17 protein-coding genes are annotated in these 21701 nt (G+C 41.1%); 10 read left to right on the forward strand and 7 right to left on the reverse strand.

Features of this window, described 5'->3' with window-relative positions; all coding sequences use genetic code 11:
* The gene (locus tag LY624_RS03820; RefSeq protein ID WP_341803900.1) at window positions 1–1053 is read right to left on the reverse strand and encodes an aldo/keto reductase; all 1053 of its coding nucleotides are present in this window, start codon (window positions 1051–1053) and stop codon (window positions 1–3) included.
* 12 nt (window positions 1054–1065) lie between these two features.
* Window positions 1066–1494, reverse strand: coding sequence for an acyl-CoA thioesterase (locus tag LY624_RS03825; RefSeq protein WP_341803901.1), 429 nt, complete (start codon window positions 1492–1494; stop codon window positions 1066–1068).
* A 153-nt stretch (window positions 1495–1647) separates the two neighbouring features.
* On the opposite strand from LY624_RS03825, the gene LY624_RS03830 reads away from it, so the two are divergent.
* The 4 genes from LY624_RS03830 (at window position 1648) to LY624_RS03845 (ending at window position 6384) form a co-directional block, all read left to right on the forward strand.
* Window positions 1648–1854: a hypothetical protein gene (locus tag LY624_RS03830; protein ID WP_341803902.1), complete on the forward strand. Its 207-nt coding sequence runs from the start codon at window positions 1648–1650 to the stop codon at window positions 1852–1854.
* Between the two features lie 62 nt (window positions 1855–1916).
* Window positions 1917–2969 (forward strand): DNA polymerase IV, encoded by a 1053-nt coding sequence (gene dinB, locus LY624_RS03835; protein ID WP_130150817.1) that lies wholly within the window; start codon window positions 1917–1919, stop codon window positions 2967–2969.
* A gap of 105 nt (window positions 2970–3074) precedes the next feature.
* Window positions 3075–4757 (forward strand): carbon starvation CstA family protein, encoded by a 1683-nt coding sequence (locus tag LY624_RS03840; RefSeq protein WP_062570182.1) that lies wholly within the window; start codon window positions 3075–3077, stop codon window positions 4755–4757.
* Window positions 4758–4860: 103 nt separating this feature from the next.
* A complete protein-coding gene (locus tag LY624_RS03845; RefSeq protein ID WP_341803903.1) occupies window positions 4861–6384 on the forward strand; it encodes a M17 family metallopeptidase in 1524 nt (507 codons plus the stop codon).
* Window positions 6385–6429: 45 nt separating this feature from the next.
* On the opposite strand, the gene LY624_RS03850 is transcribed toward LY624_RS03845, so the two are convergent.
* The gene (locus tag LY624_RS03850; RefSeq protein ID WP_130150819.1) at window positions 6430–8067 is read right to left on the reverse strand and encodes a methyl-accepting chemotaxis protein; all 1638 of its coding nucleotides are present in this window, start codon (window positions 8065–8067) and stop codon (window positions 6430–6432) included.
* Between the two features lie 149 nt (window positions 8068–8216).
* Window positions 8217–10442, reverse strand: coding sequence for a S9 family peptidase (locus LY624_RS03855; RefSeq protein WP_341803904.1), 2226 nt, complete (start codon window positions 10440–10442; stop codon window positions 8217–8219).
* A gap of 112 nt (window positions 10443–10554) precedes the next feature.
* Between LY624_RS03855 and LY624_RS03860 the strand changes: the two genes are divergently transcribed.
* Both LY624_RS03860 and LY624_RS03865 read left to right on the forward strand, forming a co-directional pair.
* Entirely contained in the window at window positions 10555–10959 is a 405-nt protein-coding gene (locus LY624_RS03860) for an HIT domain-containing protein (RefSeq protein ID WP_130150821.1), read from the forward strand.
* Between the two features lie 55 nt (window positions 10960–11014).
* Complete coding sequence (locus LY624_RS03865) at window positions 11015–11764, forward strand: substrate-binding periplasmic protein (protein WP_157066227.1); 750 nt, start codon at window positions 11015–11017, stop codon at window positions 11762–11764.
* Window positions 11765–11825: 61 nt separating this feature from the next.
* Here LY624_RS03865 and LY624_RS03870 read toward each other — a convergent pair whose 3' ends face one another.
* A complete protein-coding gene (locus tag LY624_RS03870; protein ID WP_341803905.1) occupies window positions 11826–13529 on the reverse strand; it encodes a dipeptidyl-peptidase 3 family protein in 1704 nt (567 codons plus the stop codon).
* 268 nt (window positions 13530–13797) lie between these two features.
* On the opposite strand from LY624_RS03870, the gene LY624_RS03875 reads away from it, so the two are divergent.
* Window positions 13798–14640: an HDOD domain-containing protein gene (locus LY624_RS03875; protein ID WP_062570189.1), complete on the forward strand. Its 843-nt coding sequence runs from the start codon at window positions 13798–13800 to the stop codon at window positions 14638–14640.
* 86 nt (window positions 14641–14726) lie between these two features.
* Here the strand turns inward: LY624_RS03875 and rdgC are convergent, their stop codons facing one another.
* Together rdgC and LY624_RS03885 are read right to left on the reverse strand one after the other, a co-directional pair.
* Complete coding sequence (rdgC, locus tag LY624_RS03880) at window positions 14727–15635, reverse strand: recombination-associated protein RdgC (protein WP_062570190.1); 909 nt, start codon at window positions 15633–15635, stop codon at window positions 14727–14729.
* A 90-nt stretch (window positions 15636–15725) separates the two neighbouring features.
* Window positions 15726–17489 (reverse strand): sensor histidine kinase, encoded by a 1764-nt coding sequence (locus tag LY624_RS03885; RefSeq protein WP_062570191.1) that lies wholly within the window; start codon window positions 17487–17489, stop codon window positions 15726–15728.
* A gap of 237 nt (window positions 17490–17726) precedes the next feature.
* On the opposite strand from LY624_RS03885, the gene LY624_RS03890 reads away from it, so the two are divergent.
* The 3 genes from LY624_RS03890 to thrB all read left to right on the forward strand — a co-directional run bounded on the left by LY624_RS03890 (window position 17727) and on the right by thrB (window position 21684).
* On the forward strand, window positions 17727–18101 hold the full coding sequence (locus LY624_RS03890; protein ID WP_062570192.1) for a response regulator: 375 nt from the start codon (window positions 17727–17729) through the stop codon (window positions 18099–18101).
* A gap of 229 nt (window positions 18102–18330) precedes the next feature.
* Window positions 18331–20748 carry a bifunctional aspartate kinase/homoserine dehydrogenase I gene (gene thrA / locus LY624_RS03895; protein WP_341803906.1) on the forward strand — a complete coding sequence of 806 codons (2418 nt, stop codon included), beginning with the start codon at window positions 18331–18333 and terminating at the stop codon, window positions 20746–20748.
* 9 nt (window positions 20749–20757) lie between these two features.
* Window positions 20758–21684: a homoserine kinase gene (thrB, locus tag LY624_RS03900; RefSeq protein ID WP_130150826.1), complete on the forward strand. Its 927-nt coding sequence runs from the start codon at window positions 20758–20760 to the stop codon at window positions 21682–21684.
* Window positions 21685–21701 lie beyond the last annotated feature (17 nt).

Genomic DNA, 21701 nt, shown 5'->3' on the forward strand with positions numbered 1-21701 from the left:
TCAGAAAGGTTGCGGGTATTGTTTGAATACATTGTTGATATCAGTAAGAGCTTGTTCTGATAGCTCAATTGAAAAAGCTGCTATGTTGTCTTGCAATTGGGCCATAGAAGTTGCCCCAATAATGGTCGAACTAACACCATCAACTTGGTTACACCACGCAAGAGCAAGTTGTGCTGGCGTTATATTGTAAGTTTTTGCAATATCGACATAATTTGCAATCGCTTGCTGTGATTGCGCTGTGTCTCTAAATAGTCCATTACGCTGTACCAAAGTCCAGCGACTCCCTTCTGGGCGATTACCATTTAAATATTTACCGCTCAGCATGCCGCCACCAAGAGCTGACCAAGGCAGATAAGCGACACCTTCGTGAATACATTGCTCTATTAAATAAGGCCAATCTTTGGCATGCAGTAGACTAAACTCATTTTGAATAGAAACCATACGCGGAAGGTTATGCTGCTCACTTAAACGCAGGTATTGGCTAATGCCCCAAGGCGTATCGTCTGATAAACCACAGTGTTTAATTTTACCAGCCTTTACACAGTCATTCAGACCTTCAAGAATATCGAGCATACCTGCTATATTTTGCTCGGTGTCGGCATCTGAAAAGCGGACTATACCAGGCCACTGCTTGCCAAAATGTGGCGAAGTACGATTTGGCCAGTGAAGTTGGTATAAATCGATAACATCAGTTTGTAAGCGTTTCAGTGACGCATCAACAGCGTCAATCACAGCTTGACGACTAATGTCGCCGCCATCACGTACCCAAGATAACCCATTGCCTGCAATTTTCGTTGCGATGACAAGGTTATCGCGCTTGCTTTTGTTACGAGCTAACCAATTTCCAATAATTTCTTCTGTTTTTCCGTATGTGTCAGGTGAAGGGGGAACGGCATACATTTCGGCAGTATCGATAAAGTTAACGCCTTTATCTAATGCGTAAGCAATTTGTTCATCGGCATCAGCTTGGTTATTTTGCATGCCCCATGTCATGCTACCTAGGCAGACACGAGAAACATCAATACCACTTCGGCCAAGTGGACTATAAAGCATATTAGTTCCTTGTTAATCGTGAGAATGGGCTTTGAGTGCAGTTAATAGCTCATCGCTTAACTGGGCTTTTTTACCCGTTTTAAAATTAAACATAACGACTTGTGATGAGCCAATGGTGGTGACAGCGTCTTGGCTTTCACTAAATACAGTGTAATGCATCATAAAACGATCTTGTTCAATGTCACTAATCTTTACGCCAACATGAACTGTATCAGGGAATGTCACAGGGCGTTTATAGCGGGCATTGTTTTCGCTGATCACAGGGCCTACACCTGTTACTTGTAAATCTTTAAGAAAACCTAGTTGGGTAAAAAAGTCGATTCGAGCTGTTTCGAAATAACGAAAATAGACCACATTATTGACATGTTGCAGGGCATCCATTTCACCCCAAGCGACATTAATTTTTGTTCTGATAGGATGTTGTTCTATAAACGATTGCATAGTAAATCTTCATTAATTGTGAGAAAACTTAGGTTAGCAATATGCTGCTTTTAGCTCAAGGAAATTAGAAATTCCGGCAAATTGTGCTAACTTTAATGGTTCACGCTTACGTAAAGTGTGGCTCATATAGAATACACAATAAAGGATTTTATTATGCAGCAAATAACAGTGAGGATAATAAAGTGGATAGGCTTGTTCATCGTACTAGCACTTGCTTTACTCTGCTATAGTATGGGCACAATGTCAGGTTTTATCGCTTTAATTGTGATTGGTTTTTTACTTGAAGGCGCATTTTGGTTATTTGGCTATCGATTATTTAACCGTAAAAAACCGTCTGAGCACTCAAGTCAAACCTCATAGCTTGCACAATTAGGCAGATTAAATAATAATAACTGTATAAATAAACAGTTGTTATGTGCCTAATGAAAAAATTCATTCACATTGATATGGATTGCTTTTATGCCGCCGTTGAGATGCGTGATAACCCTGCATTGGCAAGTGTGCCGTTAGCAATTGGCGGTAATAGTCGTCGTGGGGTGCTTTCTACAGCTAACTATATTGCCCGCCAATACGGTGTGCGTTCGGCAATGTCTAACTACCACGCCAAACAATTGTGTCCTGATCTGGTCATTGTGCCTGGGCGAATGCAGGTCTACAAAGACATCTCCACGCAAATACGCGCTATTTTCGCTAAATATACCGACCTAATTGAGCCCTTATCACTTGATGAGGCTTACCTTGATGTAACTAACAGCACCGCCTGTAAAGGCAGTGCTACGCTTATGGCTCAGCAAATCCGTCAAGAAATCTATGATACGACTGGCCTGACTGCATCTGCTGGTGTTGCGCCCGTTAAGTTTATTGCCAAAATTGCCAGCGATGAAAACAAACCTAATGGGCAGTTTGTCGTGTTACCTGAGCAAGTCGATGACTTTTTAGCAAAATTGCCGCTGGGTAAAATCCCTGGTGTAGGTAAGGTGACATTGGAAAAGCTGCAACTTAAAGGGCTCTATACAGGAGCTGATGTTCGCGCAAAAGGGGTTAATTGGATGCAGCAGCATGTTGGAAATTTTGGCGTTTCTTTATATCAAAAGTGTGCGGGTGAATACATTGGTAAGGTATCCACAGAGCGGGTACGTAAATCACTGAGTGTTGAGCATACCTATGAATACAACAAAAATAATTTAGATGAATGTTTAAGCCAGTTACCTTCTTTAATGGATGAATTAACACGCCGCCTTGATAAACAGCAATTACATAACCGAATAAATAAACTATCGGTAAAAGTGAAGTTTGCGAACTTTGTAGTAACCAGTGCCGATCAAAGTCATCATCAATTAGATGAAAGTATATTTTCAGAGTTATTAAGTAAAGCGTATGAACGTGGCAAAGACCAACCAGTGCGTTTATTGGGAATAGGTGTTGGAATAAAGAGTCAAGCTCATGAGCATTTTCAGCTCAGTATATTAGACTAAAGGTTAACACCTTGGTGGTTGAAAGTTTGATAGTGTCTAATGGGGTGCTAAATCTTTCTATACACCTCCTTAAGACAACATTATAACTAAATAAGAGAGATGACTATGCAATCGGTCGTGATCGTGCTGCTCGGAATAATCGGTATGTTGTTCGGATGGTTTTTCTATTCGAAATTCATCGCCGAGAAGATTTTCAAAATGGATGATAATTTTGTCACACCCGCTCATGAACTTGAAGATGGTGTTGACTATGTGCCTACAAACAAGGTTGTGTTGTGGGGCCATCATTTTACTTCAGTGGCAGGTGCTGCGCCGATAGTCGGCCCAGCGATTGCTGTATACTGGGGCTGGGTACCTGCTGTACTTTGGGTTGTATTTGGTACTATTTTCTTCGCTGGTGTGCATGACATGGGCGCTTTGTGGGCCAGTGCCCGCAATAAAGGCAAGTCAATGGGGGCACTGTCTGAGACGGTGATAGGTAAACGCACCCGTGCGTTATTTATGATTGTGGTATTTTTAGTACTGCTAATGGTCAACGCTGTATTTGGCGTTGTTATTGCCAAGTCATTTGTGTCACAACCAAATGCTGTTTTTCCTGCTTGGGCTGCCATTGTTGTTGCTTTAGTTATTGGTCAGTTATTAAGACGTAAAGTGTCTTTAATCCCACTTTGCTTTGTTGGTGTGGGGATACTTTATTACACCATTTATCTAGGAAGCGGAATGCCAATTGCTTTACCTGACGAAATGTTTGGTTTAAGCGCAAATGCGAACTGGATTATTATTTTATTCATTTATGCTGCTATCGCTTCACTTCTACCTGTATGGATGCTGCTGCAACCACGCGACTTTATTAATGGTATGCAACTACTGGTTGGTTTAGTCCTGCTATATGGTGCGGTATTTATTTCTATGCCAGATATCACAGCGCCTGCATTTAATACCCAAACTGCGGTGGATACGCCAAGTATTATTCCGCTGCTATTTGTTACTATTGCCTGTGGTGCGGTGTCTGGTTTCCACGGTATCGTGTCATCAGGCACGAGCTCTAAACAGCTAAATAAAGAAACCGATGGCCGTTTCGTTGGTTATTTAGGTGCCGTGGGCGAAGGCATGCTAGCGTTGATTACCTTAGTTGCGGTAAGTGGTGTTGCGCTTGCTGTTTCGCCTGAAGAGTGGCATGAAATTTACAGTCATTTAGGGGCTGGTAGTGTCAGTGCATTTATTAATGGCGGTGCTAACTTAATTGAAAGTGGCTGGGGCTTATCAAACGAGATAGCTTCAACATTACTTGCCGTGATGGTTGTGTTATTCGCTGGTACAACGATGGATTCGGGTGTGCGTCTACAGCGTTATATTATCCAAGAATGGGGTGATATTTATAACATCAGTATTATTCGCAATGGTGTGATTGCAACCTTAATTGCCGTACTGTGTTGCTTACTACTCGCTTTTGGTGCTGGTGGCGCTGATGGCAGTGGCGGTATGATTATTTGGCCTTTATTTGGTTCTACTAACCAGATCCTTGCAAGCTTAACGTTACTGGTTATTTCTGTGATGTTAATTAAAGCTAATCGCCCTGCAAAATATACACTGATCCCGATGAGCTTTGTGCTAGTGATGGCGTTTTTTGCTGGCGTAATAAAACTGGGTGAATACTATCAGCAAGGTAACTGGCTGTTAGTTACCCTTGATGTTTTAGTGCTTGTAATTAGCGTTCTGGTGATGTTAGAAGCGTGGTCTGTGATCGTTAAGCATCGTAACGATAATAAGCAAGTTACAGAGCAGTAAACTTAGCTTGCCAGCCATAAAGCAGCTTAATTTGCTTGGCTGGCAATAGCTGACCAAATCAATGATAATACGGTCCTATGTTTCTAACAGCAGGACCTTTTTTATGGCATACCCTCATGCAATGTCAGCACCTCAGATTGCTGATGCAGATCACGATGCATTAATTATTATCAGTGATGACTTTTCTTCTTTAGCTAATCAAAACTTAAGCCAAGCAATTACTACACATCAAGCTGTTGATGCGCGTATTGGTAAGCAAGTTACACTACTTGTGATTGATTCTAAACGTGTAATTTTAGCACCAACAGGTCCACTTAATCGCGACTATGACGATGTACGTCGTTATTTTGATGCTGCAAAGCAAGGTATATTAGAAGCCAAAGCATCAGGTAGCACTAAACCAGCTTTGTATTTACCACAAGCAAGCCAAGATGGGCGTTATCAACATGCACTTGAGGTGGCTTTTTTAGGTGCATGTCAGGCATTGTGGCAACCGCTTGAAGCGCGAGAATTTCATGGGCAATCCATTGAGCCTATTAGTCAAATTAGCCTTATTGGCGCAAATGAGCAAACAACGAAAGCTGTGAATGCGATTGCAGCGGGTCAATATGCTGCGCGTGATTTATGTGGTACTGAGCCTGAGCGCATGGCACCACCACGTTTTGCAGATTACTGCGTTGAGTTATTTGCAGGCAGCAAGGTGTCTGTTGAGGTGATTTCAGATATCAACACTATCGACAAAGATTACCCAATGATGAGCACGGTAGCACGTGCTTCTTACGCTGTTGAGCGCCATCACCCACGCGTTGTGAAACTAGAATATGTACCTGAAGGCGACGTTGAGCGTACCTTGATGTTTGTTGGTAAGGGTTTAGTTTACGATACCGGTGGTGCAGACCTTAAAGTGGGTGGCTTTATGGCAGGTATGAGCCGCGATAAGGGCGGTGCAGCTTCGGTTGCTGGCTTTATGAAATCAGTTGCTGATTTTGCTCCAAAAGGCGTAAAAGTGATTGCTTATTTAGCTGTGGTTCGTAATTCGATTGGTTCTGATTGTTTTGTTCCAGATGAAATTATTACGAGTCGTGAAGGTGTTCGTGTTCGAATCGGTAACACAGATGCTGAAGGTCGTTTAGCTATGGGTGACTTACTAAGCGAAATGAAAGACCGTGCGTTAAACGAAGTAAATCCAGAGTTATTCACCGTGGCGACTTTAACAGGCCATGCAGCACGAGCAATGGGGCCTTATAGTGCTTATGTTGAAAATGGCCCTGCACGCCAAGCTAATATTTCACGTAAGCTTGCTGATTTAGGTGACTTATGGGCCGATGGTGCAGAAGTATCTCGCAGCCGCCGTGAAGATTATGACTTCATTCGCCCTCGCACGTTAGCTGACGATGTACTTTCAAGTAATAACGCTGCGTCAGCTGTAACTGCTCGTGGTCATCAGTTCCCAATGGCATTCTTAGCGATTGTTGGTGGCTTAGATAAACATGGCACTGAATCAGCGCAACCATTACCTTATGTTCATATGGATATCGCAGGTAGCGGCGTAGAAGGTGGCGATTGGCAGCATGGCAAGCCAACCGCTGCAACAGTTAGTAGCTTATTTGCACGTTATTGTTTGTAAGTTATTAGATTAAGAAAAAACCCGCGTCATGCGGGTTTTTTGTCGTTAGTCGAGCTTGAAGCGGTTTACAACATCGCTTAATGCTTGGGAGCTTTGCTTTAAGTTTTCACTGTCATTTGATAACCCTTGAGTATTTGATAGGGATTGCTCTGTTGACTGTGAAAGTTCATTTATTCGTAAATTTACCTCATCTGCTGCGCTTGTTTGTTGCTCTGTGGCGCGTGCTATTTGGCTGTTCATGTCTTTAATTACACTCACTAAACGCTCAATTTCTGTTAGCGATGTGTTCGCTTCACCAGCTTGTAGCACGGTATCGCTCGAAAGCTGCTGACTTGCTGAAACTGCATCAACAGCGGCTTGGGCACCGGTTTGTAATTTACTGATCATGGCTTGAATTTCATCAGTGCTCTTGCCTGTGCGGCTGGCAAGGGTACGCACTTCATCAGCGACAACAGCAAAGCCGCGGCCTTGTTCACCAGCACGAGCTGCTTCTATAGCTGCGTTCAGCGCCAGTAGGTTGGTTTGCTCGGCGATACTGCGAATCACATCAAGTACAGAGCCTATATTGTTACTTTCGGCAGCAAGGTCTGCGGTCGCTTGACTGACTTGCTCAATATTATGTGACAATGTCTCTATCGCTGTGATGGTTTTATTCAGTACTTGCTTGCCATTTTCAGCGTTGTGGGATGCTTCATTGGCTGCATGCTCGGCTTGTTCGGCATTTTGACTAACATCGTGGATTTGATGCGTCATTTGCTCCATTGCTGTAGCCACTTGAGTTGAACTGTCATTTTGAAGCTCTATAAATGACAGGTTGGTCTTACTGGCATCATCGACATTGTGAGCGTATTGGTTCACTTGCTGGGCATTATGTGCAACATGCTTGAGCGATTCACGCATTTTAGCTGTGTAAAGATTAAAGTAGCGCGATAACCGTGATACTTCATCATTACCATTTTCATCAAGTTGCTGAGTTAAGTCACCTTCTCCTTGAGAAATGTCTTTCATCATGTCTGCAGCAAGCTGCGTTGGCCGTAAAATGCTATTTGCAATGAGGTAACTGAGCGCCGTTAACAAGGCGATAATGATCACGGCAGTGATAATGACGTGGTTTCGTAGTGAAGCGAATGCTTCTTCTATGGTATCGATATAGACACCTGAGCCAACAATCCATTGCCACTTAGCAAACCCTTTAACATAGGCAATTTTATCGACGGGTTGATCTTTCCCAGGCTTTGGCCACTTGTAAGGGATAAATCCTTCACCTTGCTTTTTGACAATATTGACCATATCGACAAATAACAGTACGCCATCAGGATCTTTACTGCCCGCAAGCGATTTACCATTTAGTTCTGGTTTAAATGGATGCATCACCATAACTGGTTGGTAGTCATTAATCCAAAAATAATTGTTGTTGTCGTAACGTAGTGCAGAAATAGTTTGTAAGGCAGCTTGTTTTGCTTGTTCTTCGCTGAGTTTGCCTTCTGTAAAAAGTGCATAGTTATGTTCAATAATACTATGAGCTGATTCAACTAGGTTTTGGGTTTTGATGTATTGTTCTTGTTCTAAAGATTCATATTGTTGCGTTAAGCTTGATATGCTTAAAAAGATAAGACCAATCACTACTACGCTCACCAACATGGCAAGACGTTGTAAAATAGTAAAGCGGCGTAAATAATTCATGTATGTTCCTTCGTCATGCTCATAGGAGCAATGTATTAAGCGTAGCTAAAATAGGTCGAAAATCTAGTTAACTAGTAGAATATATTGAGACAAAAAAAAGGCTGATTTTACAATCAGCCTTTAGTCTAAGTTATCGAAATTAAATCAAATTACTCAACGTTAAAGTGTCGGTTGAAGAAACTTGTGATGGTTTGGTGTAAGTGCGTTTGCACGCTCTTGCCACGTAAACTGTGTTTTGAGCCAGGGTAAGTCATCATTTCGAATTGCTTTTCTTGATCTTGCAGTTGTTTGAACAACTTAGTGGCGTGAGTGAATAACACGTTATCATCCGCCATACCGTGATAAATCATCAACGGGCCTTTTAAGCCTTCAGCATAGGGGAATACGGCACTTGCTTCGTAACCTTTCGCGTTAGTTGCAGGGTGACCGACATAACGTTCAGTGTAGTGCGTATCGTACAGTGCCCAATCAGTTACTGGCGCACCAGAAACACCGGCTTTAAAGTAGTCGCCCGCTTTAAACATGGTCATAAGCGCCATGTAACCACCGTAGCTGTGGCCATAAATACCAATACGCTCAGGGTCAACGTAATCAAGAGTGCGTAAGAACTCGACACCTTTGATTTGGTCAGCAACTTCAGCAACACCTAAGTGCTTATAAATCACATCTTCAAACTTTTTACCACGGTTGTATGAGCCACGGTTATCAAGTTGGAAAATAACATAGCCTTGTTGCGCCATGTACTGGAAGTACAAGTTTTTGCTGCGCCAGCTGTTCGTTACGCGCTGAGCGTGAGGGCCGCCATACACGTTAACTATAACTGGGTGCTTTTTACCGTCTTGGTAGTTAGTAGGCTTGAATAAACGGTAATGCATGATTTGCCCGTCTTCAGCCGTTAACGTGCCGTATTCTGGGGTGATCAAATCAGCTAGGTAAGGCGTTAATGGATGCGACTTATCTAACTTGTTTTCTTCAAGCCAAGTGATGAAATCACCATTGATTTTACGTAACGCAGCAGAGCCTGGCTTATTCACTGATGAGCTGTTATCGATAAAGGTTTTATTATCTTTAGCAATTACCACATTGTGGTAAGCACCTAGCTCAGTTACGCGCTTGATTTCGCCTTTTTTGAATAGCGGTACGCTGTAAAGGTGGCTCTCAAGTGCTGTGTCTTTACGACCTGCAAAATAAACGATGCCTTTTTTCTCATCAATCCCTTTTAAGCTGTCAACAACCCAATCACCTTGCGTGATTTGGCGGATCATTTCACCGTTTGTGCGGTATAAATATAGGTGTTTAAAACCATCGCGTTCAGATGCCCAAACAAAATGCTTTTTATCATTTAAGAACTCAAGATCAAAGTGTAGGTTTATCCACGTTTTGCTGGTTTCTGTTAATGCGACTTTTTGTTTTTTACTATCGCTATTATAAAAACGCAGCTCTAAATTGTGTTGTGAACGGTTTTGCCACTGATATGACAAGGTTTTGTTATCTTTTAACCACTTAGCTCGAGCGATGTAGATGTCTTTATCTTCACCTAAGTCAATCCAATCAGTTTTTTGATTGTTGATATTTACTACGCCAAGTTTTATTTCAACATTATCAGTGCCAGTGAACGGATAGCGTTGATTAAAAAGCTTTACTTCATCTGCGTAAATTTCGTTACGAATGGCTTCTTTTACAGGGCTTTCATCAACACGGGTATAGGCAATTTTTGCTTCATCACCTGACCACCAGTAGCCCGTCATACGGCCCATTTCTTCTTGCGCAACAAATTCAGCCATGCCGTTTTTAATTACGCCACCGCCATCGTTACTTAATTGGATTTCTTTACCCGTTTTTAAATTAAGTGCGTAAAGATTTTGCTCACGGATAAAGGATACATAATGGCCTTTTGGTGAGAAACGTGCATCGGTTTCAAATGCGTCAGTGTCCGTTAACTTGCGGCTTTTAGCTGAGGCAAGTTCGTAGTAGTAAAGATCACCATTAAGTGGAAAAAGGAGTGCCTTTCCATCTTTTGACCATTTGTATTCTAAAATGCCTTTACCAAAAATACGCTGACGTTCACGACGTGCTTTTTCTTCATCAGATAAATTTTCTGGGCCTGAAAATAATGCTGCGGAGTCAACCAGTAGACGATTTTTGTTATCTTTTAGATTGTATTCCCATAAATCGTAGCGGTTATAGTCATCTGTTTTACCTTGTAGGTAAGTAACTCGACTTCCATCAGGTGAAAACTTTAATTGTACAGGCGCTTTACCAGCTAGGCTTGGATCATCAAAAATACGTTCTAGGGTGAGTTGTTCTGCGTTTACACTGAATACCGTTGCAACCATTGGCAGGGCAAGTGAGAGATATTTAATTTTTTTTAGCACAAGGGTACCTTTGCTCGAATAAAAACTGCCACGATGTTAATGGTAAGCTTAGGCAACTGCAACTAAATGCTATAAAGTAGCAGGGGTACAACTTAGATTTAAGGATTTTTTGATGGAAAATACCCACACGCCGTTTTCTCTGGCCAAAGAATTACAGCGCGACTGTATCGAACTTGCTGATTGGCCACTGTGTAAAGTATTGCTGATGAATGACAGCCAATATCCGTGGTTTATTTTAGTGCCAAGAGAGGCGGGTGTTAAAGAGATCATCGACCTGTCTGAACAGCAACAAATTATGTTACTTCAAGAATCTGCTAAGTTAAGTAAGCTGCTTCAACAGGTATTTAGTCCTGATAAGCTGAATGTTGCTGCACTGGGTAACATGGTACCGCAATTACATATTCATCATATTGCGCGTTTTAAAAGCGATGCCGCATGGCCCGCACCTGTATGGGGAAAGTTACCTGCTATACCTTATAGCGATCAGCAAATTTCAGCACTTAAAGCGCATTTTTAATATTCGTGCTAGAGTAAAATTTATTTTTCAGAATGCCAAAAGGAGGGAGTAAGAAGTGAAGAGATTAATGCTTTCAGTACTTTTTATTTTTAGCTCCTTTTCGTGTTTTGCTAAAAGTTATTACTTTGTAGGGAGCCATTTTCCCGCAATTTTGGAGCCCAATCCCCAAGGAGATGCTACCGGACTGGGTGCTGATATTGTTCATGAAATATGTCGGCGTTTAGGGCATACCGTAATTATCGATGTGATGCCATTGAAGCGAGCGTTGAAAATGGTTGAGCAAGGGAAGGCTGATGCGATTATTGGACCTTACAAGTCGCTGCTTCGCGAGCAATATATTCTGTACAGTGAACTGCCTTTCTATGAGGATCCTATTGTATTTTATACTAAACCGAGTAACTCAGTTACTTGGCTTGGCAACTTCGCCAGTTTAAAAAAAGACGTAATAGGTGTAATTCGAGGTTGGGATTACGGTCAAGAGTTTAAGCGTTATGAATCGAGTTTGTCACTCTCTGAGGTGGCGAGTGTGCAAGCAAGCTTTTTACAGTTAATGTACGATAGAGTTGATTTGCTTCTGGCTCATCCACGTGCGGCAAAGCCTGTAATAGAAAGATTAGGGATTGCTGAAGACGTTATTATGCTTTCGCCCTTGCTAACTGTTAATCAAGGCTATTTTGGTTTTTCTAAACAACGAGAGTTAGGTCGTTTTATTGATGAGTTTAACCGAGAGTTTCATAACATGTTGATAAGTGGCGATATCGTAAAGTTAAACAACAAGTATGGACTCAGTTTTGTTGCTCATTAATAAGCTTTAAATAATAAAAAACGCTGCCACTGGCAGCGTTTTTTATTTCAAAATAACTGGTTTAGTCTAAACCTAATACGTCTTTACCTTGCTTGAAGGTTACATCAACAGGGATATTTGCTTGGCTTAGCTTTTCTAAATCTTTAGCAAGCTCAGCTTTAATCTCACCATGAGTTGCGATTAACTGATCAACTTTTTGGTAATCACCGTCACCTTGAATCGTTAAGATTAAGCGCGAAAGTTTTTCCATTGCTTGACTCATTTTCTCCATGTTAACGCTGTATAAGCCGTCCGCATTTTTAGAAAACGCACCTTCTTCAGCAAAGAAGTTAAAGCGGATCATATTTGCTTTACCGTGGGCACTTGATGCACCAAAACGCACTGAGCGGAAGATACCAGCCATGAAGGTGATGTAATAATCTTCTAATGTTCCGTCAGTGATTTCGCCTTTTTTAAGTAGCTGTTCAACCATGTAAAGCCCTAGGATATCTGCTTTACCTTCTTCAAGGGCACTGGCATGCTCTTGTAGTGATTGGCGAACTGTCCCTTTACCTGTAAGGGTGTTTTTAATGCCTAAACCATGGGCTACTTCGTGGAACATGGTGTTAGCAAAAAATGCATCAAAGGTGATGTGCTTACGTTGCTCTGGAACGATTAATTGCTCTGAAATTGGCACTAAGATTTTATCGAACTTAGCGCGCATTGCATTTTTCAGCTGTAAGCGACGTGTGCCTTTTTCTAATTGAACTTGCTCGTCATTTGGCAGGTTGATAGCAATTGTTTTACTACCCGCATTTGAGTGGCCAGCATAGTACACAACATCATAAGCATTTAGGTCTGCATCTGAGCCGGGTACTTCTTGTTTGTACTTGTCTGCAACAGGTAAGCCTTTTTGTAACTCAGGTAGAAAAGCAGCAAACTTAGCTAAGCGCTCGCTCCAAGCAAGGTCTTTAATAAGTACATAAGATTCATAGGCGGCGCGATAACCAAATAGCTGATCTTCGTAAGTTTCGATAGGACCTATAACAACATCAATTGGGTTATTTTTCATATCCATCCACGCAAAGTCAGATGGTTGGAAATCATCACTTACTAGGGCATCGGCACGCATGCTTAAGTAGTTTGCAAATTCTTTGTCGTCAGCAAGTTTACTTGCTTCACGTAGTAAGTTCGCAGCTTTTTCAAGCTCTTGTGCATATTCTACAGAGTATGCAACGCTATAAAGTTTGCCATTTTCATCACGCTTAATTACAGAATAAAGGCCTGTTTTGTCTTCAACATTTGCGCTATTTAATTCTTCTTTAGTGATATCGCTTGGGTAAAAACCTGCGCCTAGTGGCTTTTCTTCGTAGCCAGATAAAAATACTTTATCGCCATTTAAACGATCCCAAGGGCCGTAGTTGATATCTGCAAATTTCTGAACTTTTTCATCATTAATTTTTGCTAAAAATGCGTCTTTGTTCTCACCAAATGCTTGATGCCAAAATAGTTGATCCATGATTTTTGATGCATCAATTAGCTTACCAACCATTTGTTTTTGATTGTCACTTAAGTGGCTTAAGTCTGATGTAAGTGTAAAGTCTGTATAAATATCTAAACGACTCTTGTCAGCATTGATAAGTTGAGGATTATTTTCTTCAGTAATTTGCTTTGTTTGTTGTGCTGTAGGCTTAGTTTGAGAAGTGGTTGCTTGCTCATTAGAGCATGCGCCAAGAAAAACAGCACCTGATAAGATAAGTGCTTGGCTAATTTTATTTAATGTCATTTTTTTGCCCGTTAGAAAGAGAGAATCATTACGTTTAAAACAGAATGTCTTCGCATTAAAGCAAATCTGACATATATATGGCAAGTTTACTGCGCTAGAAGCAATATTTATTTATCAGGTAGTGACTTAAAAATAAAAAAATATAATTTCTGTGTTTTTCTTAACTTTAGCGCTAACTTAGATAATACTAAAACTATAATTAATCTAAGAATGTCAGTCATTAGTTTACGTTATTTGCAAGTGACTAATTCAAGAGGATGGCACGTATATGTCAACAGAGAATGCTTTACTGACCATTTTGGTCGACAGAATAAATAATGACACGTTAGTGTTACCTACCTTACCGGAAGTTGCTGTCAAAGTTAGACAAGCGGCGGATGATCCGAATGTAAATTTAATGCAGATGGCGGATGTCATTGCACATGATCCTGCTTTATCGGCAAGAATGATTAAAGTGGCCAACAGTGCATTTATGGGACGCTCAGTGAAGGTCACAAATTTACATCAAGCGGTAACACGTATTGGTTTAAGGCAAATTAAGAATATTGCTACGGCAATGGCCATGGAACAGCTTTTTGTTTCACATAATGAGTTAATTAAAGGTTATATGGATAAAGCATGGCAAAAGACGCTTAAAGTTGCCTGCCATTCAATTACCTTAATGGACTTCTTTTTACATATGAATAAGCACACGTCATTGAATCGAGATACCATTACACTCGCTTCGTTGGTTTATAACATTGGCGTGCTACCCATTCTTACTGAAGCTGAAAAACACCCCGAAGTATTTGCCAATCCTAGTTTTCTTGCCCACGCCATTCAAAAGCTAGGGGGGAAGGTCGGCGGTGCTATCATGCGAGCATGGGGCTTCACTGATGAGTTTGTTGAAGTTGCTGAAAGCTGGGCAAATCCTAATTACCGCCCTGAGCATATTTGTTACGTGGATTTTATCCGTATTGGTGCGATTCTGGAGGGAATTTTACAAGTTTCAGATAAATCGGCTGCGTTGCAAATGTATGTTGATAAAGGGGTCATTGAGTCTCTGGATATGTTCAATACTGATGAGTACCACAATATGCTCAATGAGGTTAAGGCTGTTTTTACCGACTAAAGCCACATAGGGTATAATTTTTATTTACTCAGTATGAAGTAATTGAAAAGTGCGATATTTATCGCACTTTTTTGTGTCACGCTCGGTTATAAATCGTCAGCGTCACCAAGCCCTTGTGTTAGCTCTTCTAACATTTGCTTGATCTCTTCTGATGCGAGGATAAAGTCTGCATCGAGCTTGACTGCCATATCTTCTTTAGGAATGTCAGCGTTTTCTTCTTTTAATGTTTCTGAGTAGTTCATGCGTTTGATAGAACCATCATTTTGCAGCATAAACTTAACGCGCTCTTGCCAATCTAGCGCCAGCTTAGTTACACGCTTACCATTTTCTAGATGCGACTTAACTTCATCACATGAAAGGTCATGACCTTTAAGTTTTACCTGAGCACCGCTGTCATCAGCTTCTTCAAGCTCGGCATCATTGCCGATAGCAAACCCGTCAGGTGCACTAAACTTAGTTAGCCAATCTGTTAAAAATACATCAAGGTCGTAATTTGCAAATGCAGGAACAACAGGCAGTGTGCCAAGTGATTTACGAAGTAGGGCTAGTAGCTCTTCTGCTTTGTTAAAGCTTGCGCTGTTTACGATTACCCAGCCATTTTTTTGATCGATAAAGGCAAACTGTAGGCTCGATTTTTTAAATGCTTGAGGAAGCAGCGTATGTAGGATATTTTCTTTTAATTCGTCTTTTTCTTTTTTCTTAACAGGACGATTTTCTTCGGCTTCAATTTGTTCTACTTTTTCAATTACAAGTTCGTTGATTACGGCCGCCGGTAGTACTTTTTCTTCACGCTTAGCGCACACTAAAATACTGTCTTGAGAGAAGTGAGAAAGTGTTTGGCCATGTTTGCCAAATGCTTTTGTCCAACCAAACGTTGATAGCTCTTGGCCTGTACATGAACGAAATAGGTCTTGCTCTAGGGCTTTGTCGAAATCTTCTTGGTTATATGAGACGTCTTGTTTAAAGCGGTAACAGATAAGGTTACTAAACCACATAATTAGGCTAATCCTTTCAATAAATTTGCCCAATCATAACAATAAAAAAGTGATGCCGAAATGAATGATTTCGGCATCACGGCGTTTTGCTTACGAGTTGAACATTGAAAGCGGTTTCGGCATGTTTTTTGGAAAGCTTATGTGATAGTGCAAGCCTTTACCAGGTTCACTATTGACTTCAATATCACCACTAAGCGTTTGTTTCACTAGGTTAAAGGTGATATGTGTCCCTAGGCCACTGCCGCCTTGGTCGCGTTTGGTGGTAAAGAATGGGTCAAAAAGTTTTTCTAACTGCTCTTTGGTAACGCCATTACCGTTATCTTTAAAGTCGATAATCACTTCATCTTCTTCGTCTTTGATAATGATATCAATAAGGCCATTTTCGATGCCCTCGAAGCCGTGGATCAGCGAGTTCATAATAAGGTTGGTGAAAATTTGACTAATAGCGCCAGCCGGTAAGTTAAGGGTTAAATCTTCAGGACAATCAAGATTAATATGATGCGATGTTTTCTTTAATTTAGGATGTAGTGAGCGAATAACTTCCCCTAAATATTCTTTAAAGTTAATGGTTCGCACCGCTTCGCTAGCTTGGTCTACTGCAATTTGTTTAAAACTTGCAACCAACTCTGAAGCGCGGTCAAGGTTACTGGTGAGTAAGCTTGTGCTTTGTTTGGCATCATTAATAAATTCTTCAAGCGCTTTTGGCGACAAGGTTTTGTCTTTGTAAGCGGCTTCTATTTGATCCAACCGCTCTTGTAAAAATGAGGTTGCAGTTACACCAATACCAATCGGTGTGTTTACATCGTGCGTAATACCCGCGACTAAGCCACCTAATGCGGCCATTTTCTCTGAGCCGACAAGGCGCTCTTGTGCCATGTTTAGCTCATCAAGGTAACGTTGTAATTCTGTTTGCTTGGTAATTAATTCTTGTTCGGTTTGTTTACGTAAATCGATTTCTTCTGTGAGGGTTAGTTTTTGTTTTTCTAACTCATATTTTTGCTGTTGCAAGTCCATCATAGCTTGGCTTAGGTTGGATGTTTTGCGTGCAACTTCTTGCTCTAATTGCAGGTTTTGTTGGTCAAGTTTTTCGTTGCTGATGAGCAGTTCTTTTTGTGTATGTTCGAGCTCTTCTCTGTACAACACCACTTTATCTATTAAGCGGTTGAATGACTCTTCCATCACTTTTAGTTCGTTATGCTCACTAGTTTCGATTTCGATGTGACGACCTTCTAAGTCATTGAGCTCTAGGTCTTCAATTTGTTCGGTGAGTTGTGCAAGTGGCTCGGTAAGTTGTTTTCTAAAGGCGATTAAAAATAAAATGATCAAAAACGTGGTTTTGATCATCGCATTACCAATCAAGAAATAAATTGAAATCATAATACGGCTAAAGACAACTTCGCGGCTTGAAAATAAGGTGACATCACCGACTTGGGTTGCTCTGCCTGAAAACTCAAAAATAAGTGGGAAAGTATAACCAAATAAGCCCGAAGGGGTGTCCTCGATAATGGCTTCTTCTTGCACTAGTTGTTGACTGTATAATTCGTGTATATCTAGAGAGCGCCCAAGTTGGGATAAAATTTCACCGCTATCATCACGAACAATAATACCTTCAATCATTGGAATGGCGAGTAATCCCTCGGCCGTGGTAATTGTTTGTTTGGTGTTTAACTCCCAAATGGCGCGGGTTAAGCTTCGACTAAATGTTTTTTGCAAGGTGGTTAATTCGTCACGGATATAGTCTTTAGTATTAACGTATTCAGCAATGACCTGCCCACACGTAACTACAAACGTTAATAAAAAGTAGACCGAGAGTACGCTGGTTAATAATTTTTTTGACAGGCTTTTTTGTAGCATGGAATATCCATAGCTCCTTGGTGACAATTGTAATACATTCAGCTAGTTCTAAAGTTAGCTAATAAATGATTAAAAATAAATAAATATATCCTTTTTTGAAGAAACATTTATAAATTGTTACTAAATATTGAAAAAACTTAGCCTTACTGCACTTTAAAAAGTGTGTTATAAATTTACTTCATCTTTAACTTTAGCCTTTTTTAATGTTGTATTTGCTACAGCAAAGATTTTTATCTCATGAATAGTTCTAATTTCACAGTACTTGTCTGCGATGACTCAAATGTTGCTAGGAAACAAGTTGTTAGGTGCCTAGGTGATTGCATCAGTGCTGATATCCATCAAGCCAAGAATGGTAAAGAAGCACTCACTTTTTTACGAGAGCAGAGCTTTGATTTGCTGTGCTTGGATTTAACTATGCCAGAAGTCGATGGCGTAACTGTACTCGAAACCATTAAAGCTGAAAAAATAGAGTGTTTTGTCTTAGTTATTTCGGCTGATATTCAAGTTGAAATGAAACAACGAGTTGCAAAACTAGGTGCTATCGACTTTATCGACAAGCCGATAGATATTGCCCGCTTAAAAGCGACCTTGCATAAATTTGGTATTCATTAGTGTTTCTTATAATCTAAATGCATAATTTATCTTCAAGTAAAGGGTTGACAGCCTAGCTAGTAATAGGGCAGTCTAAAGGCTATGAAAACATTTAATCAAGCAACGACCATTATTATTACAACCATCATCCTTACGGGATAGTGGCATAGGTCGGTGCAACAAATATAAAGGCCTGTGTTCACTAGAACACAGGCCTTTTTTTCGTTTATGGGATGAGGAAACATAAATAATGCGAGTATTAAAATTTGGCGGGTCGTCCTTGGCTGACTACGCGTGTTTACAACAGGTAGCTCAGTTAGTCAAAGAAGAATTACGTGATGAAATGTTGTTAGTGCTATCAGCACCAGGTGGTATGACAGATTCTCTGGTAGCGTTAGCAAGTGCAGCAGAGCATGGGCAAGATTTTAGTGAGTTATGGCAAGCACTGGTTGTGCGTTGTGAACAATTAAAAGCAGCTGTCGAAGCTGATTTTGGTCAGGTAGCAAATTGGCCAGACTTGAATGAGCTTAAGAATAAGCTAGATGGTGTTGCACTTTTAAAATGCTGCCCAGACCAAGTACGTGCTTATGTAATCAGTTTTGGTGAGCGCGTTAGTGTTGCCTTGATGGAATGTATGCTTAAAGAAAGTAATGCTCGCTACCTCGAAGCGACGGCGTGTATAGCTTCTGTAGGTGGTTACATTGATGCTGAAGCTGACTTAGCAGCAAGTAAAGTACGTTTTCAAGAAGCATTGAAAGCGGCGCCAAGTACTATTTATATCATGCCAGGTTTCACAGCATCTAATGAGCTAGGGGAGCTTACAACACTTGGTCGTAATGGTTCCGATTACTCAGCTGCGATTGCAGCAGCGTGTTTAGAAGCTGATGTATGCCAGATTTGGACTGATGTAGACGGTGTGTACAATGCTGACCCGCGCTATATCAAAAAAGCCTCTAAGGTTGATTCGCTTTCATATAAAGAAGCAATGGAGCTTTCTTATTTTGGTGCGAAAGTGTTGCACCCAAAAACGATTTTACCTTGTGCTAAAGCAGGTGTGCCGTGCGAGATAAAAAATACTCATAACCCACGTGCAGAAGGTTCAGTGATCAGTAACGACAGCGTGTCGAGCGATCCAGTTAAAGCGTTATCAAGTTTACAAAACCTCGCTATGTTAACGGTGTCAGGCCCAGGTATGAAAGGTAAAGTGGGCATGGCGTCAAAAGTATTTAATGCATTGGCACATGACAATGTTTCAATTGTTTTAATCACTCAATCTTCATGTGAATTTAGCATCAGTTTCTGTGTGCATGAGAGTGACCTATCACTTGCTCTTGAAGCATTACAAACAGCCTTCGAATTAGAATCACAAGCTGGTTTAATTGAGCCAGTACAAGTACAGCGTAATCTCGCTATTGTCACTTTAGTGGGTGACAACATGCGTGCTCATAAAGGTTTAGCTGCTAAGTTCTTTGCTTCACTAGCTCAAGCACAAGTTAACATTGTTGCTATTGCACAAGACTCAACTGAAAGCGCCATTTCAGCGGTTATCGATGGTGAGCTGTGCAACGATGCTGTAAAAGTGTGCCATGAAAACTTCTTTACGCATATTCCTTCAATCGATGTGTTTTTACTAGGCTGTGGCTTAGTTGGTCAAGAGCTTATTCAGCAGTTAGAGCGCCAACAAGCATGGCTTGAAAAACGTAATATTAAGCTGAACCTATACGGTGTTGCTAACTCAAAACAGCTTTACCTAGATAGCGAAGGCATTACTTTTGATGGCTGGCAACACAAGCTAGCCAGCTCAGAGCAAGCATTTGATTTAAACCTAGTAGAGCAATTTGTTAAACAAAATCACTTAATCAACCCTGTGATCGTAGATTGTAGCTCTGCCGATAAACTTGCTGCGCAATATGTTGATTTCTTAAATGCAGGCTTCCATGTCGTTGCGGCGAATAAAAAAGCCAATACTAGCTCGTATGCTTACTACCAAGATTTAGTTGCTGCGACACAAAAGAATAATCGTAAATTTTTATACGAAACAAACGTAGGTGCAGGCTTACCGGTTCTTGATAACCTGAAATCGCTATTTGGTGCGGGTGATGAACTTATTAAATTCAGCGGTATCTTATCGGGTTCATTATCGTATATGTTTGGTGCGCTACAAGATGGTTTATCACTAAGCGAAGCAACATTAAAAGCGAAAGAAAGTGGATTTACAGAGCCAGATCCGCGTGATGATTTATCGGGTACCGATGTTGCCCGAAAACTACTGATCATTGCCCGTGAATCAGGTCTTGAGTTAGAACTAAGCGATATTGAAGTAGAATCTGTTTTACCAAAAGGGTTTGCAGAAGATGATTCTGTAGCGGACTTTATGGCAAAACTACCATCACTTGATGCGCAGTTTAACGACCGCATTCAAAGTGCAGCAAGTGAAGGTAAAGTACTTCGTTATGTGGGCACTATTGAAAACGGTCAATGTAAAGTCGGCATTGAAGCCGTAGATAGTAGCCATGCTTTATACGATATCCGTGACGGTGAAAATGCACTGGCAATCTTAAGTCAATATTATCAACCACGCCCGTTTGTGATTCGTGGTTATGGCGCAGGTGCTGAAGTAACGGCCGCAGGCGTATTTGCTGATATCTTAAAAACGTTAACGCGCTAGGAGCAGGTCATGATCCGTGTATATGCACCCGCTTCAATCGGGAATTTTGCTGTCGGCTTTGATGCGCTAGGTGCTGCGCTGGCACCTATCGATGGCACCTTATTAGGTGATGTTGTCGAGGTGAGTGCCGCTGAGCAAGATACCTTTGTATGTTCAGGCGACTATGCTCATAAACTGCCTGCTAATGCTGAAGAAAACTTGGCTTATCAATGTTTAATTCATTTTAAAGAACACGTTGCGCCGACTATGCCAGCGGTAAAACTTGAGCTTAAAAAGAACTTACCAATTGGTTCTGGTTTAGGTTCAAGTGCGTGTTCTGTGGTGGCTGCGTTTGCAGCCCTTGATAAATTTGCTGAAACAAATTTATCTCAAGAGCAACTTATCGAGTTGATGGCTGATTTTGAAGCCAGTGTTAGTGGCGGCCGTCATTACGATAACATCACGCCATGTTATTTAGGTGGTTTGCAATTAACTGGTGAACTTATTCCGAACAAGTCAATTTCGTTACCTGTTGATAATCAATGGTATTACGTAGCGGCTTTTCCAGGTTTTTCACTGAATACCGCAAAAGCGCGATCAGTACTGCCAAAGCAATTATCAATGCACGATAGTGTTGAGTTTGCACAGCGACTTTCTGCGTTTAGTAGCTTATTGCTAACTGGTCGCTTTGATGCAGCGCTATCCATAATGAGTGATGAAATAGCCGAGCCACATCGTGCTCCACTCATACAAGGCTTTGCAGAAGCTAAAAGTGCCTTACCAGAGCTTGGCGCAGAGATTGTCAGTATTTCGGGGGCGGGTCCAACATTATTTACCGTGTGTAAGAGCCTTGCAGCTGCTAAGCAGTGTGCAGCGTGGCTGAATGATAATTACATCAATGAGCAGGGCTTTTGCCACATCTGTCAACTAGATCAGCTTGGCACACGACAGCTTTAGAGAATTTAAGGAATAAA

It is taken from the genome of Pseudoalteromonas sp. N1230-9 (assembly GCF_032716425.1).
Classification (GTDB): Bacteria; Pseudomonadota; Gammaproteobacteria; order Enterobacterales; family Alteromonadaceae; genus Pseudoalteromonas.

Excerpts from the sequence above, each read along its gene's own strand:
- LY624_RS03820 (WP_341803900.1), bottom strand. The coding sequence starts at position 1,053 with ATGCTTTATAGTCCACTTGGCCGAAGTGGTATTGATGTTTCTCGTGTC.
- LY624_RS03825 (WP_341803901.1), bottom strand. The coding sequence starts at position 1,494 with ATGCAATCGTTTATAGAACAACATCCTATCAGAACAAAAATTAATGTC.
- LY624_RS03830 (WP_341803902.1), top strand. The coding sequence starts at position 1,648 with ATGCAGCAAATAACAGTGAGGATAATAAAGTGGATAGGCTTGTTCATC.
- dinB (WP_130150817.1), top strand. The coding sequence starts at position 1,917 with ATGAAAAAATTCATTCACATTGATATGGATTGCTTTTATGCCGCCGTT.
- LY624_RS03840 (WP_062570182.1), top strand. The coding sequence starts at position 3,075 with ATGCAATCGGTCGTGATCGTGCTGCTCGGAATAATCGGTATGTTGTTC.
- LY624_RS03845 (WP_341803903.1), top strand. The coding sequence starts at position 4,861 with ATGGCATACCCTCATGCAATGTCAGCACCTCAGATTGCTGATGCAGAT.
- LY624_RS03850 (WP_130150819.1), bottom strand. The coding sequence starts at position 8,067 with ATGAATTATTTACGCCGCTTTACTATTTTACAACGTCTTGCCATGTTG.
- LY624_RS03860 (WP_130150821.1), top strand. The coding sequence starts at position 10,555 with ATGGAAAATACCCACACGCCGTTTTCTCTGGCCAAAGAATTACAGCGC.
- LY624_RS03870 (WP_341803905.1), bottom strand. The coding sequence starts at position 13,529 with ATGACATTAAATAAAATTAGCCAAGCACTTATCTTATCAGGTGCTGTT.
- LY624_RS03875 (WP_062570189.1), top strand. The coding sequence starts at position 13,798 with ATGTCAACAGAGAATGCTTTACTGACCATTTTGGTCGACAGAATAAAT.
- rdgC (WP_062570190.1), bottom strand. The coding sequence starts at position 15,635 with ATGTGGTTTAGTAACCTTATCTGTTACCGCTTTAAACAAGACGTCTCA.
- LY624_RS03885 (WP_062570191.1), bottom strand. The coding sequence starts at position 17,489 with ATGCTACAAAAAAGCCTGTCAAAAAAATTATTAACCAGCGTACTCTCG.
- LY624_RS03890 (WP_062570192.1), top strand. The coding sequence starts at position 17,727 with ATGAATAGTTCTAATTTCACAGTACTTGTCTGCGATGACTCAAATGTT.
- thrA (WP_341803906.1), top strand. The coding sequence starts at position 18,331 with ATGCGAGTATTAAAATTTGGCGGGTCGTCCTTGGCTGACTACGCGTGT.
- thrB (WP_130150826.1), top strand. The coding sequence starts at position 20,758 with ATGATCCGTGTATATGCACCCGCTTCAATCGGGAATTTTGCTGTCGGC.